This window comes from Pseudomonas sp. R1-18, assembly GCF_051132095.1.
GTDB lineage: Bacteria > Pseudomonadota > Gammaproteobacteria > Pseudomonadales > Pseudomonadaceae > Aquipseudomonas.
Genome location: NZ_CP071658.1, coordinates 339,803 through 352,262, shown reverse-complemented (window position 1 = coordinate 352,262; position 12,460 = coordinate 339,803). Strand labels below are relative to the sequence as shown.

The 12,460-nt window shown below is 61.1% G+C and carries 14 protein-coding genes; 8 read left to right on the top strand and 6 right to left on the bottom strand.

Going from position 1 to position 12,460, the window contains the following annotated elements; translation table 11 throughout:
- Window positions 1–11: 11 nt before the first annotated feature.
- The 4 genes from J3P77_RS01625 to pilG all read right to left on the bottom strand — a co-directional run bounded on the left by J3P77_RS01625 (window position 12) and on the right by pilG (window position 3,498).
- On the bottom strand, window positions 12–2,054 hold the full coding sequence (locus J3P77_RS01625; protein ID WP_434679173.1) for a methyl-accepting chemotaxis protein: 2,043 nt from the start codon (window positions 2,052–2,054) through the stop codon (window positions 12–14).
- A 70-nt stretch (window positions 2,055–2,124) separates the two neighbouring features.
- Window positions 2,125–2,664 carry a chemotaxis protein CheW gene (locus J3P77_RS01620; protein ID WP_434679172.1) on the bottom strand — a complete coding sequence of 180 codons (540 nt, stop codon included), beginning with the start codon at window positions 2,662–2,664 and terminating at the stop codon, window positions 2,125–2,127.
- Between the two features lie 14 nt (window positions 2,665–2,678).
- Complete coding sequence (pilH, locus tag J3P77_RS01615) at window positions 2,679–3,044, bottom strand: twitching motility response regulator PilH (RefSeq protein ID WP_434679171.1); 366 nt, start codon at window positions 3,042–3,044, stop codon at window positions 2,679–2,681.
- Between the two features lie 43 nt (window positions 3,045–3,087).
- The gene (pilG, locus tag J3P77_RS01610; protein WP_434679170.1) at window positions 3,088–3,498 is read right to left on the bottom strand and encodes a twitching motility response regulator PilG; all 411 of its coding nucleotides are present in this window, start codon (window positions 3,496–3,498) and stop codon (window positions 3,088–3,090) included.
- Between the two features lie 253 nt (window positions 3,499–3,751).
- Here pilG and gshB point away from each other — a divergent pair, with 253 nt between their 5' ends.
- From gshB to J3P77_RS01575, 7 genes are all read left to right on the top strand, one after another.
- The gene (gene gshB / locus J3P77_RS01605) at window positions 3,752–4,705 is read left to right on the top strand and encodes a glutathione synthase (protein WP_434679169.1); all 954 of its coding nucleotides are present in this window, start codon (window positions 3,752–3,754) and stop codon (window positions 4,703–4,705) included.
- Window positions 4,706–4,890: 185 nt separating this feature from the next.
- Window positions 4,891–5,793: an energy transducer TonB gene (locus J3P77_RS01600; protein ID WP_434679168.1), complete on the top strand. Its 903-nt coding sequence runs from the start codon at window positions 4,891–4,893 to the stop codon at window positions 5,791–5,793.
- A gap of 74 nt (window positions 5,794–5,867) precedes the next feature.
- A complete protein-coding gene (locus J3P77_RS01595) occupies window positions 5,868–6,437 on the top strand; it encodes a YqgE/AlgH family protein (protein WP_434679166.1) in 570 nt (189 codons plus the stop codon).
- Window positions 6,437–6,877 (top strand): Holliday junction resolvase RuvX, encoded by a 441-nt coding sequence (ruvX, locus tag J3P77_RS01590; RefSeq protein ID WP_434679165.1) that lies wholly within the window; start codon window positions 6,437–6,439, stop codon window positions 6,875–6,877. The genes J3P77_RS01595 and ruvX overlap by 1 nt, the downstream gene beginning before the upstream one ends.
- 93 nt (window positions 6,878–6,970) lie before the next feature.
- On the top strand, window positions 6,971–7,489 hold the full coding sequence (gene pyrR / locus J3P77_RS01585; RefSeq protein ID WP_434679164.1) for a bifunctional pyr operon transcriptional regulator/uracil phosphoribosyltransferase PyrR: 519 nt from the start codon (window positions 6,971–6,973) through the stop codon (window positions 7,487–7,489).
- A 12-nt stretch (window positions 7,490–7,501) separates the two neighbouring features.
- Window positions 7,502–8,506 carry an aspartate carbamoyltransferase catalytic subunit gene (locus J3P77_RS01580; RefSeq protein ID WP_434679163.1) on the top strand — a complete coding sequence of 335 codons (1,005 nt, stop codon included), beginning with the start codon at window positions 7,502–7,504 and terminating at the stop codon, window positions 8,504–8,506.
- Complete coding sequence (locus tag J3P77_RS01575; RefSeq protein WP_434679161.1) at window positions 8,503–9,774, top strand: dihydroorotase; 1,272 nt, start codon at window positions 8,503–8,505, stop codon at window positions 9,772–9,774. The genes J3P77_RS01580 and J3P77_RS01575 overlap by 4 nt, the downstream gene beginning before the upstream one ends.
- Window positions 9,775–9,969: 195 nt before the next feature.
- On the opposite strand, the gene J3P77_RS01570 is transcribed toward J3P77_RS01575, so the two are convergent.
- On the bottom strand, window positions 9,970–10,374 hold the full coding sequence (locus tag J3P77_RS01570; protein ID WP_434679159.1) for an NINE protein: 405 nt from the start codon (window positions 10,372–10,374) through the stop codon (window positions 9,970–9,972).
- A gap of 249 nt (window positions 10,375–10,623) precedes the next feature.
- Between J3P77_RS01570 and J3P77_RS01565 the strand changes: the two genes are divergently transcribed.
- Complete coding sequence (locus tag J3P77_RS01565; protein ID WP_434679158.1) at window positions 10,624–11,307, top strand: C40 family peptidase; 684 nt, start codon at window positions 10,624–10,626, stop codon at window positions 11,305–11,307.
- A 96-nt stretch (window positions 11,308–11,403) separates the two neighbouring features.
- Here the strand turns inward: J3P77_RS01565 and J3P77_RS01560 are convergent, their stop codons facing one another.
- The gene (locus tag J3P77_RS01560) at window positions 11,404–12,438 is read right to left on the bottom strand and encodes a type IV pilus twitching motility protein PilT (protein ID WP_434679157.1); all 1,035 of its coding nucleotides are present in this window, start codon (window positions 12,436–12,438) and stop codon (window positions 11,404–11,406) included.
- Between the last annotated feature and the right edge of the window lie 22 nt (window positions 12,439–12,460).

Below are 12,460 nucleotides of genomic sequence, written 5' to 3'. Positions count from 1 at the left end.
TTGCTTGAACATTACCCGAGTTCATTCGAGGGCGGCAGGGTAAATCCCGAAACCGAGCGGCGCATCTCACTGGCCATTTTCGCCAGGTTGCCGATGCTTTCCGCCGTTGCCGCAGTGCCCGACGTGGTTTGCGTGGTGGTCTGCTGGATGACGGTCATGGTCTGGGATATCTGTCCAGCGGACGCCGCCTGTTGCCGCGCCGCGTCGGTGATACTTTCGATCAGTTCGGCCAGCACTCTGGAAACGCCTTCGATTTCCTCCAGCGCCACGCCGGCGTCTTGGGCCAGCCGCGCGCCGCGCACCACTTCGCTGGTCGTCTGCTCCATGGAGATGACCGCTTCGTTGGTGTCGTTCTGGATGGCGCGCACCAGGGTTTCGATCTGTTTGGTCGCGGACGATGATCTTTCGGCCAGTCGCTGCACTTCATCGGCCACGATGGCGAAGCCACGACCGGCGTCGCCAGCCATGGACGCCTGAATGGCCGCATTGAGCGCGAGGATGTTGGTCTGGTCGGCGATGTCATCGATCAGGCTGACGATATCTCCGATTTCCTGAGACGACTCACCCAGACGCTTGATGCGCTTGGAGGTGTCCTGAATCTGCTCGCGGATGTTGTCCATGCCGTGAATGGTGTTGTGCACCACTTCGTTGCCCTTGTTGGCGATGGTCACCGAACGCTCGGCCACCGCGGAAGATTCGGACGCATTGGCCGACACCTGATCGATGGACGCGGCCATGTCGTTGATGGCGGTAGACGCCGCGCTGATCTGGAGCGCCTGGTGCTCGGACGCTGCCGCCAGTTGCAAGGCGGTGGCCTGCGTGTCTTCAACGGCTGTCGCGACCTGTTCGGCGGTGTGGTTGATGGTCACCACCAGTTCACGCAACCGGTCGATGGAGTAGTTGAAAGAGTCGGCGATTGCGCCGGTGAAGTCCTCGGTCACCGAAGCGGTCACTGTCAGGTCGCCGTCGGCCAGGCTCTCGATCTCGTCGAGCAGGCGCATGATCGCGTGTTGATTGCGCTCGCTCTTCTGGGCCGTCTCGCGCAACTGGCGGTTGGTTTCACGCTGCATGACCAGACCGATGAGGATGATCGACATCAGCGCCAGCAGGCCCAGCACGTAACCGCCCACCGAGTTGACCGTGCGGCGGCTGGCCAGGCTTTCGAGACCGTTGGTCAGGATCGAGGTCTTTTCCAGCAAGGTCTGAGAGCTGTTGAAAATATTGCCCGACGCTTCCCGCACCTGAAACAGTTCCGGAGACGTTTCGAGAATTTCATCCACCGAGCCGGAGACGAACTGGAACAGTTCGGCAATCTCGCCTAGACGGGCGCGGGCGTCCTGGTCTTCGACCTGGGGAATGCGCAAGCTCGGGTCGCCGTCGAGCATACCGCTGAGCACGCGACCGAACTGAGTGGCGTCACGGCCGAATGCGTCGGCTGCCTGCACGGCGGTTTCGTCGCCGGCCAGCACGGTATTGACCGAGCCGAGAATCCGCTCCGCCAGCAACGCCTGACGCTGAGCCAGAACCACCTGGCTGGTCGGCGCACGGTTTTGCAGCAGGATTTCGACGACTTTCTCGTATTCGATCTGCAACTGGGGAACGGTTTCAGCCAGCGTCGCGGCGACCTGATGCAATGACAGCACCGTTTGCTCGCTGGCCAGGATCACATCGGTACTCTTGCGCAGAGTGTCCCAATCGCTCTGCACATTACGCAGCTCGTCGTGAACGCCAGACGGCGCGGCCGGCAGCCCGGTCGCCGGGTCGCCCTTTTTCAGGTAACCCCAGCGCAGCTCGAAGTCGTTACGCGCCTCGGCCAGCAGTTTGAACGCCTGGAGCTTGCCGGATGCGGCCTCGGTCGCGTTCTTCGCGATGCGCTGCGACAAGACGCGCAGCTCGCCGGCGTGGCCGATGTACTGTTTGTCGTAGTTCGACTGAGTGTTGAGGTAAGCGAAGTTGGCGAACAGCAACATGATAAAGACGATAAGCGCGATGAACAGCAGAGTGATCTGCAACCGACTCTGCGCGCCTTCCAGTGACCTGCCTGTATTACTCATTATCCGGCCCCCGCCTGGACCCACTGCGATTCGAGGTACACAACACGCGCGGCAAGGCCGGCCCGTCGAATTAGAATGCTACGTCCATGAAATGAGGAGCGCGCGTCAGCGCAAAAGGGCTGAACACCTGCCAGGCCTGCTCGCGCAGAAATTGCCCGCGCAAGAACGGCGCTATCTGCTGGTCGATCTCCCCGAAAGCCTGCGGCATCAGGCTCAACTGACTGAAATGCTGCATGCCGAACACTTCATCCACCAGCAACCCGGCAAACACATCCTGATGCTCCACTACCAGCACCCGCCTTTGCTTGCGCGCCGGTGACAGCTCTCGTCCGAAAAAGCCGCACAAGTCCATGACCGGCAACAACCGCCCGCGCAGGTTGGCGACGCCGAGCATCCAGGGTTTTACACCCGGCATTGGCGTATAGCGAGGCTCATGGAGGATTTCGGCGATCTCGCTCATGGGTGCCACGAAACGCTGTTCACCCAGACGAAAGCCGATTCCGGCCCAATCCTGCTGATGAGCTTCCTGCAACGGCAGCCCGGCCGCCCGCGCACGACAACGCTGGTCGATGTCGAGCAGCAGCTCAAAGGCGGTACGAGGTTCGGCCATGGTCATTCCGGCAATCAGCCGGCCAACACCGCGTTCAGGGTCTTCATCAGGGTTTCTTCGTCGACCGGCTTGGTCAGGTAATCCCTTGCGCCCTGGCGCTTGCCCCAGACCTTGTCGGTTTCCTGATCCTTGGTGGTAATCATGATGACCGGGATCGCATTGGTGTCGGCGTCCTTGGTCAATTGACGTGTGGCCTGAAACCCGTTCAGGCCGGGCATGACGATGTCCATCAGTACGGCATCGGGTTTTTCCTGACGTGCCAGGGCCACACCGTCGGCACCGTTTTCCGCCTGCAGGACCTCGTGGCCGTGCTTCTCAAGCATCCCGGTGAGTTTGTACATCTCGGTCGGCGAGTCATCGACGATGAGTATTCGAGCCATGGGTGTTCCCCGTCAGAGTGCGGGCCCGCGCCGGGCGCAGGCCTCACGAAATATGTTGTTCCACTGCAACAAAGCCCGGCACGTGGGCCTTGATCGCGCTGAGCAGTTCGTCCTTGCTGAATGGCTTGGTCAAAAACTGGTCGGAGCCGACGATCCGCCCCTTGGCCTTGTCGAACAACCCGTCCTTGGAAGACAGCATGATGACCGGAGTCGACTTGAATGCACGGTTGTTCTTGATCAGCGCGCAGGTCTGATAACCGTCAAGGCGCGGCATCATGATATCGACGAAGATGATTCTTGGGTGATTGTCGGCGATCTTGGCCAGCGCGTCGAAACCGTCTATTGCGGTGATGACTTCGCAACCTGCGTTCTTGAGCAGGGTTTCGGCGGTGCGGCGGATGGTCTTCGAGTCGTCGATGACCATGACTTTCAATGCTGTGGCGTGTTGTTCCATGTCTGCTCTTCCATCGCCGCAGCGAATTTTTGCGCGTTCTGCGTGGCCCTGAAGGCCTGATGGTGACGCTTCACTGAACTGCGGGGCTTGCGACCCGGTGCCGAGCCTTTTTAGCACACTCTCCAGGCGCAATCCATAAAGTGCGCCGCTGCGGAGACCGGCCTCTGACTGCCCCTTGACCCCAGGCTTTCAGAGCGCCACCCTGACGCCATTTCACGGCCTTCGCGGCCCCAACGATCAGAGGATATTGCCCATGAGCGTTCGCTTAGGGATTGTCATGGACCCCATCGAGGGCATCTCCTACAAGAAAGACAGCTCGCTGGCCATGCTGCTTGCCGCTCAGGAGCGTGGCTGGTCCCTGTTTTATATGGAACAGCGCGACCTGTATCAGACCGCCGGCCAGGCCCGTGCCCGCATGCGACCGCTCAAGGTGTACGCCGACCCGGTGAAATGGTTCGAGCTGGACGCCGAAGTCGACAATGGCCTGGAAGACCTGGACGTGATCCTGATGCGCAAGGATCCGCCGTTTGATATGGAATTCGTTTACTCGACTTACCTGCTGGAGCAGGCCGAGCGGGCTGGCGTGCTGGTGGTCAACAAGCCGCAGAGCCTGCGCGACTGCAATGAAAAGCTGTTCGCCACGCTGTTCCCGCAATGCACGCCGCCAACGCTGGTCAGCCGCCGCCCGGACATCCTGCGCGAATTCGCCCGTCAGCAGGGTGATGTCATCCTCAAGCCGCTGGACGGCATGGGCGGCGCTTCGATTTTCCGCCACCGCGAAGGTGACCCGAACCTCTCGGTGATCCTGGAAACCCTGACGGCGCACGGCACTCAGCAAATCATGGCTCAAGGGTATCTGCCGGCGATCAAGGATGGCGACAAGCGCATTCTGATGATCGACGGCGAGCCTGTGCCTTACTGCCTGGCGCGCATCCCGGCCGCCGGCGAAACCCGTGGCAATCTGGCGGCGGGCGGACGTGGCGAAGCGCGCCCGTTGAGCGACAAGGACCGCTGGATCGCGGCTCAGGTCGGCCCGACCTTGCGTGAGAAAGGCTTGTTGTTCGTGGGTCTGGACGTGATCGGTGAGCACCTGACAGAGATCAACGTCACCAGCCCGACCTGCATCCGCGAGATCGACAACGCCTACGGCACCAACATTGGCGGTCTGCTGATGGACGCCATCGAGAAGAAGCTGCAGGCGCGCTGATCATCGCAACTGCCGCGCTGCACGCGTTTGTGCGTGGGTCGCACACAGGATGCAAAGGGGCGCGGCCGCTAGCGCCCCTTCATCCGATACGCGAGCGGCGCATGGCCCACTGTGCGTTATGATGCGCGACCTGTAGCAGGCAACCCGGATTTTGACAGGCAGGCTTTAGAGATGCTGAACCGCTGATGACGTCGATGGCCAGAAACGACTTACCCTTCGAGCTTTCCCAAACGGGCGTACGTCCGGTGGATCGTCTGGGTTTCACCATGATGATCGCGGCGCTGATCCATCTGGCGGTGATCCTTGGCGTCGGTTTCACTTACGTCAAACCCGAGCAGGTGTCTCAAACCCTTGAGATCACCCTCGCCACGTTCAAGAGCACCGAAAAGCCCAAACAGGCCGACTTTCTGGCTCAGGAAGATCAGCAAGGCAGCGGCACGCTGGACAAGGCCGAGACGCTCAAGACCACTGAAATCGCGCCGTACCAGGACACCAAAGTCAACAAGGTCACGCCGCCTCCGGCCAGCAAGCCGGTAGTGAAACAGCAGGCCCCGAAAACTGCCGTGGCGACCGTCGCACCAAGCCCGAACAAGACCGTCGCCAAGCGTGAAGAAGTCAAACCGGAGCCGGCAGCGCGGCAGACACCGACTTTCGACAGCGCCGAACTCAGCAACGAGATCGCCAGCCTTGAGGCGGAGCTGTCGGCCGAACAGCAGCTGTACGCCAAACGCCCGAAGATCCATCGCCTGAATGCCGCCTCGACCATGCGCGACAAGGGTGCCTGGTACAAGGACGACTGGCGCAAGAAGGTCGAGCGGGTCGGCAACCTGAACTACCCGGAAGAAGCACGACGCAAACATATCTACGGCAACCTGCGCCTGTTGGTGTCGATCAACCGTGACGGTTCGCTTTACGAAGTGCTGGTTCTGGAATCGTCGGGGCAGCCGCTGCTGGATCAGGCGGCGCAGCGAATAGTGCGTCTGGCTGCGCCATTTGCACCGTTCACCGGCGATCTTGCCGACATCGACCGCCTGGAAATCATCCGCACCTGGAAGTTTGCCCGCGGCGACAAACTGTCGAGCAACTGATCGGCCGACGGAAACCGGTACGCCTGCGCATCTGGCAGTTGTCAGGTCTGCTGCGCAGCGCCACACTAGGACTCATGAAAAAAGTCTCCCCGAGTTATCTCAAGCATCAGTTCTTGATCGCGATGCCGCATATGCACGACGAGAACTTCGCCCAGACCTTGACCTATGTTGTCGAGCACAACGCCAATGGCGCCATGGGGCTGGTGATCAACCGCCCGCAAAGCCTGACGCTGGCTGATGTCCTTGAACAACTGCGACCGGAGCTACCGGCGCCGACTCGTTGCCAGCACATCCCGATCCATTTCGGCGGGCCGGTGCAGACTGACCGGGGCTTTGTCCTGCACCCCAGCGGCCAGGTATTCCAAGCGACCGTGGACCTTGGCGGCATCTCGCTCTCCACTTCTCAGGACGTGCTGTTTTCGATCGCCGATGGCTACGGCCCTGACCAGAGCGTGATCACGCTGGGTTATGCCGGGTGGGACGCAGGCCAGCTGGATGCCGAAATGGCGGCCAATGCATGGCTGACTTGCCCGTTCGACCCGGCCATTCTGTTCGACGTGGACAGCGACATGCGGCTCGATGCGGCGGCGGCACGTCTGGGGATCAACCTGAACCTGCTTTCGACTCAGGCGGGCCACGCCTGATGGCTGCATTGCGTCTGCTTCTGGGTTTCGACTACGGCACCAAACAGATCGGCGTAGCGGTCGGCCAGGCCATCACGGGTCAGGCCCGCGAGCTCTGCACACTCAAGGCGCAGAACGGCGTTCCGGACTGGGACAAGGTCCAGGCCCTGATCACCGAGTGGAAACCCGACGCCATCGTGGTTGGCCTGCCGCTGAACATGGACGGTACGCCCAGCGAGATGAGCGCCCGCGCGGAGAAATTTTCCCGCAAGCTCAATGGCCGCTTCAACATCCCGGTCTATACCCATGATGAACGCCTGACCACATTCGAGGCCAAGGGCGAGCGCATGGCGCGCGGCGGCCAGCGCGGCAGTTACCGTGACAACCCGGTGGATGCCATCGCCGCCGCACTGCTGCTGCAAGGCTGGCTTGAGGCGAACACCGACTTGTTGGGTGCGTGACGCCTGCCGCCTGCCACCACTGAGATACCCGGATTTCCAAGTTTCCGCCTGAGCAGCGCCAACAGATGCCGCTCGGGCCTCAAAGGAGCAATCATGAGTCTGCCCAACCCCGCCGAACTGATTCGTCAGATGGCCTCTGACCTGAACGCTCACCTCAGCCATCGCGGCATCAGCGACCCTCGCTTCATCGGCATCCGCACAGGCGGCGTCTGGGTCGCTCAGGCGTTGCTCGAAACCCTGGGCAGCGAAGCGTCTCTAGGCACCCTCGACGTATCCTTTTACCGTGACGATTTCAGCCAGAACGGCCTGCACCCACAGGTGCGTCCTTCCGAGCTGCCGTTCGAAATCGAAGGCCAGCATCTGGTGCTGATCGACGACGTGCTGATGAGCGGCCGGACCATTCGCGCCGCCATGAACGAGCTGTTCGATTACGGCCGCCCAGCCAGCGTCACGCTGGTGTGCCTGCTCGACCTGAACGCCGGTGAGCTGCCGATCCGTCCCGACGTGGTCGGTGCGACGCTGTCGCTGGCCCCTGAAGAACGCGTCAAGCTCAGCGGCCCCGCGCCGCTGGCTCTGGAAATACAAGACCTCTCCACCGCCACCGCCTTATAAGAGTCCTTTGCGATGACGCCTCTCGACGCCAAGCGCCCGTTGCAGTTGAACCATCAGGGTCAGCTGCGCCATTTCCTGTCTCTGGACGGCTTGCCCCGCGAGCTGCTCACCGAGATCCTCGATACTGCCGACTCCTTTCTGGAGGTCGGTGCCCGAGCGGTGAAAAAAGTCCCGCTGCTGCGCGGCAAGACGGTGTGCAACGTGTTCTTCGAGAACTCGACCCGCACCCGCACCACATTCGAACTGGCGGCCCAGCGGCTTTCGGCGGACGTGATCACGCTGAACGTTTCGACGTCATCGACCAGCAAGGGCGAGACGCTGTTCGACACGCTGCGCAACCTTGAGGCGATGGCGGCGGACATGTTCGTGGTGCGTCACGCCGACTCCGGCGCGGCGCATTTCATTGCCGAACACGTCTCGCCGGAGGTGGCGATCATCAACGGCGGCGACGGCCGCCATGCGCATCCGACCCAGGGCATGCTGGACATGCTGACGATTCGTCGTCACAAGGGCGGCTTCGAGAACCTGTCGGTCGCCATCGTGGGCGATATCCTGCATTCACGGGTGGCGCGCTCCAACATGCTGGCGCTCAAGACGCTGGGCTGTCCGGACATCCGGGTCATCGGGCCGAAAACCCTGCTGCCGATCGGCATCGAGCAGTACGGAGTCAAGGTTTACACCGACATGGCCGAAGGCCTGAAGGATGTGGACGTGGTCATCATGCTGCGCCTGCAACGCGAGCGCATGACTGGAGGACTGCTGCCCAGCGAAGGCGAGTTCTACCGGCTGTTCGGCCTGACCACCGCGCGGCTGGCGGGTGCCAAGCCTGACGCTATCGTCATGCACCCCGGCCCGATCAATCGCGGCGTGGAGATCGAGTCGGCAGTAGCCGACGGTCCGCATTCGGTCATTCTCAATCAAGTCACCTACGGGATCGCCGTGCGCATGGCGGTTCTGTCCATGGCCATGAGCGGCCAGACCGCACAACGTCAGTTCCAGCAGGAGAACGCCCTGTGAAGCTCAGCATTCTCGGCGCTCGCGTCATTGACCCCAACAGCGGCCTGGACAAGGTCACCGACCTGCACATAGAAGCGTGCAAGATCGTCGCAATCGGCGCTGCTCCGGCCGGGTTCGAAGCAACTCAGACCATCGACGCACACGGCCTGGTGGCCGCGCCCGGCCTGGTCGACCTCAACGTATCGTTGCGCGAGCCGGGCTATAGCCGCAAAGGCACCATTGCCAGCGAAACCCGTGCCGCAGTCGCAGGCGGTGTCACCAGCCTGTGCTGCCCACCGCGCACCAGGCCGGTTCTCGACACGTCGGCTGTCGCCGAGCTGATCCTTGACCGCGCCCGTGAAGCCGGCAACAGCAAGGTGTTCCCGATCGGCGCCTTGAGCAAAGGGCTGGAGGGCGAGCAACTGGCTGAGCTCGTAGCCTTGCGCGACGCGGGCTGCGTGGCATTCGGCAACGGCTTGAGCAGTTTCAGCAATAGCCGCACGTTATGTCGGGCGCTGGAATACGCGGCGACCTTCGATTTGACCGTGATCTTCAATTCCCAGGACCGCGATCTGGCTGAAGGCGGTCTGGCGCATGAAGGCCCAACGGCCAGCTTCCTGGGCCTGGCCGGCATCCCGGAAACCGCTGAAACCGTGGCACTTGCCCGTGACCTGCTGCTCGTGGAACAGAGCGGCGTGCGTGCGCACTTCAGCCAGTTGACCAGCGCTCGCGGCGCGGCGCTTATTGCCCAGGCGCAAGCGCGCGGTCTGCCGGTGACGGCTGATGTAGCGTTGTATCAGCTGATCCTGACCGATGAGGCGTTGATCGATTTCTCCAGCCTCTATCACGTGCAGCCGCCACTGCGCACTCGCGCAGACCGCGATGGCCTGCGCGAAGCAGTGAAGTCCGGGGTGATTCAGGCGATATCCAGCCACCACCAGCCACACGAGCGCGATGCCAAGCTGGCGCCGTTCGGCGCGACCGAACCTGGCATCAGCAGCGTGGAGCTGCTGTTGCCGCTGGCGATGACCCTGGTCGAAGACGGCTTGCTGGATCTTCCGACCCTGATCGCTCGTCTGAGCACAGGCCCCGCTGCTGCCCTGCGCCTGCCGGCAGGTCAGCTGGCTGCTGGCTCGGCGGCCGATCTGGTGCTGTTCGATCCCGCAGCATCGACCGTAGCCGGTGAGGACTGGTTGTCCAAGGGCGACAACTGCCCGTTCATGGGCCATTGCCTGCCGGGCGCAGTCCGCTACACGTTGGTGGATGGAAGGATCTGCCACAGCGCCTGATCGCCGCAGCGCGGCACTTGTAAAAGCCAGCAACTGCCTCGCTGTTTTGTGGAAGGCAGCTTGCTGGCCACAGCACTGTGTCATTCAGTACTGCGGGGGCACGCAAATCGAAGTCGCGAGCTAGCTCCCTCCCACAATTCAAAGTTACCGCAAGCTTCGTGGGAGGCAGCTTGCTGGCGATAGCACTGCCGGCTCTCACCCGCGCTGTGCGTTCTTCATGGAAATCTGGTCGTTCAGGGTCCAGAAGTCGTACAGCACGCCTACCAGGAACAAGCCGCCCGTAAGCAGGTAAATGATCCCGGTGATCCATTTGCCTTGATACATGCGATGCAGGCCGAACAGACCGAGAAAGGTCAGCAGGACCCACGCCACGCTGTAGTCGGTTGACCCCTGGGTAAACCGCAGATCCGCCTGACGATCCATGCTCGGAATCAGGAACAAGTCGATCAGCCAGCCAATCCCGAACAGGCCGAAGGTGAAGAACCAGATCGTCCCTGTCACTGGCTTGCCGTAATAGAAACGGTGCGCACCCAGAAATCCGAAGATCCACAACAGATACCCCAGCACCTTGCTGTGGGTATCAGATCGATAGTCGCTCATGTGCTGCCTCATTCACTCGATAGAAAAAAATAGATGAAGATCGTGTGACTTCATTGAACTCTTCCGACGTACGGCATCCAGGCGCGGCCCGGTGCCTCAAACCCTTGTTCCCAAAAGGATTACATCGGAAAAAGAAAGAGTCTGTCGCATAAAATGCAATGGTGCGAGTGTGACGGAATCGACAAATGGGGTCGGGATCGTCAAAAAAGCTGTTATAAAGTTGCGCGCTGATCACCATGAGCTTATCCAATGCGTCCTTTTTTCAAGACATGGCTAACCATTTGCCTGTTGATGCCACTGGCCGCCCACGCCACCAATCGTGAGCAACAACTACCTGCGAGCTTCACCGGCTTTACCGCGAAAGGTCATTTCGCTCCGGCTGTCGCGAACCGTATCACGCCCGTGAACATGGCGACTCTACCATTGCAGATCAACACCGATCGCGATGCTCAGATGCCGTTCTCGCGCAAGAATTCCGTCAAGCCCGCCAGCGCCAAGGCCGCGGCCCTGACCAATGCCAAGCAGGGCAATGCCGTCGTCAAGCGTGCGTTGCAAGCGGTTGGTACGCCGTATCGCTGGGGCGGCACCACGCCGGGCAAGGGCCTGGACTGCAGCGGGCTGGTCAAGTACGCGTTCACCGATGTAGGTGAACTGGACCTGCCGCGCACGTCCAGCGCCATGGCGCAGGCTCAGGGCCAGAAGGTCGATCGCAAGGACCTGAAGCCGGGCGATCTGTTGTTCTTTAACATCAAGAGTCGCAGGATCAACCACGTTGCGATTTATCTGGGCAATGATCGTTTTGTCCACGCACCGCGTCGTGGCAAGAAGGTGTCTGTCGACACGCTGAAGAAGCCGTACTGGAACAGCCATTACAAGGTTGCCAAACGCGTCTTGCCAAAACAGAGCAACGAGATCCGCGTCGTACAGCGCTGACCGTACCGTGTGAGCTAAAAGGCCTGCCGCCTGGCAGGCCTTTTCGTTCAAGGGCGCGGGCTGGCGCGCGCCCACCGGGTCAGTGTCAGATCAACTTCAGAAGTTGTCCGGCACCTTGGCTTTCTCACGCGCGCTTTCGCGGCTGATCAGGCCTTTCTTCACCAGATCGGCCAGACACATATCCAGCGTCTGCATGCCTGTCGAGCCTCCCGTCTGAATGGCCGAATACATCTGCGCGACCTTGTCTTCGCGAATCAGGTTACGGATAGCCGGCGTGCCCATCATGATTTCGTGGGCCGCGACCCGGCCGCCGCCCACTTTCTTGAGCAACGACTGCGACACTACCGCGTGGAGCGATTCGGACAGCATCGAACGAATCATGGATTTTTCCTGCGCAGGAAACACATCCACGACCCGGTCAATGGTCTTGGCCGCCGAGGTGGTGTGCAAGGTGCCGAACACCAGGTGGCCGGTCTCTGCGGCGGTCAGCGCCAGCCGGATGGTTTCAAGATCGCGCAGCTCGCCGACCAGAATCACATCCGGGTCCTCGCGCAGTGCCGAGCGCAATGCTTCGGCGAAGCCATGGGTATCGCGATGGACCTCACGCTGATTGACCAGACACTTTTTGGACTCGTGAACGAATTCGATGGGATCTTCAATGGTCAGGATATGGTGATGCTTGTTGCAGTTGAGGTAATCGATCATCGCCGCCAGCGTGGTCGATTTCCCTGAGCCGGTCGGCCCGGTCACCAGTATCAGGCCGCGCGGCACGTCGGTGATCTTGCGGAAGACGCTCCCCATGCCGAGGTCTTCCATGCTCAGGATCTTCGACGGAATGGTCCGGAATACCGCGCCGGCACCGCGATTCTGGTTGAATGCATTGACCCGGAAACGCGCGACACCCGGAACCTCGAACGAAAAATCAGTTTCAAGATGTTCCTCGAAATCCTGACGTTGCTTGTCGTTCATGATGTCGTAGATCAGCGCCTTTACTTCCTTGGCATCCAGCGGCGGCAGGTTGATTCGCCGCACATCGCCATCAACCCGGATCATCGGCGGCAGGCCTGCGGAGAGGTGCAAGTCCGACGCGCCCTGTTTGGCACTGAACGCCAGCAGCTCGGTAATATCCATACAGCTCCTCAATCACATAGAA

Excerpts from the sequence above, each read along its gene's own strand:
- J3P77_RS01625 (WP_434679173.1), bottom strand. The coding sequence starts at position 2,054 with ATGAGTAATACAGGCAGGTCACTGGAAGGCGCGCAGAGTCGGTTGCAG.
- J3P77_RS01620 (WP_434679172.1), bottom strand. The coding sequence starts at position 2,664 with ATGGCCGAACCTCGTACCGCCTTTGAGCTGCTGCTCGACATCGACCAG.
- pilH (WP_434679171.1), bottom strand. The coding sequence starts at position 3,044 with ATGGCTCGAATACTCATCGTCGATGACTCGCCGACCGAGATGTACAAA.
- pilG (WP_434679170.1), bottom strand. The coding sequence starts at position 3,498 with ATGGAACAACACGCCACAGCATTGAAAGTCATGGTCATCGACGACTCG.
- gshB (WP_434679169.1), top strand. The coding sequence starts at position 3,752 with ATGAGCGTTCGCTTAGGGATTGTCATGGACCCCATCGAGGGCATCTCC.
- J3P77_RS01600 (WP_434679168.1), top strand. The coding sequence starts at position 4,891 with ATGACGTCGATGGCCAGAAACGACTTACCCTTCGAGCTTTCCCAAACG.
- J3P77_RS01595 (WP_434679166.1), top strand. The coding sequence starts at position 5,868 with ATGAAAAAAGTCTCCCCGAGTTATCTCAAGCATCAGTTCTTGATCGCG.
- ruvX (WP_434679165.1), top strand. The coding sequence starts at position 6,437 with ATGGCTGCATTGCGTCTGCTTCTGGGTTTCGACTACGGCACCAAACAG.
- pyrR (WP_434679164.1), top strand. The coding sequence starts at position 6,971 with ATGAGTCTGCCCAACCCCGCCGAACTGATTCGTCAGATGGCCTCTGAC.
- J3P77_RS01580 (WP_434679163.1), top strand. The coding sequence starts at position 7,502 with ATGACGCCTCTCGACGCCAAGCGCCCGTTGCAGTTGAACCATCAGGGT.
- J3P77_RS01570 (WP_434679159.1), bottom strand. The coding sequence starts at position 10,374 with ATGAGCGACTATCGATCTGATACCCACAGCAAGGTGCTGGGGTATCTG.
- J3P77_RS01565 (WP_434679158.1), top strand. The coding sequence starts at position 10,624 with ATGCGTCCTTTTTTCAAGACATGGCTAACCATTTGCCTGTTGATGCCA.
- J3P77_RS01560 (WP_434679157.1), bottom strand. The coding sequence starts at position 12,438 with ATGGATATTACCGAGCTGCTGGCGTTCAGTGCCAAACAGGGCGCGTCG.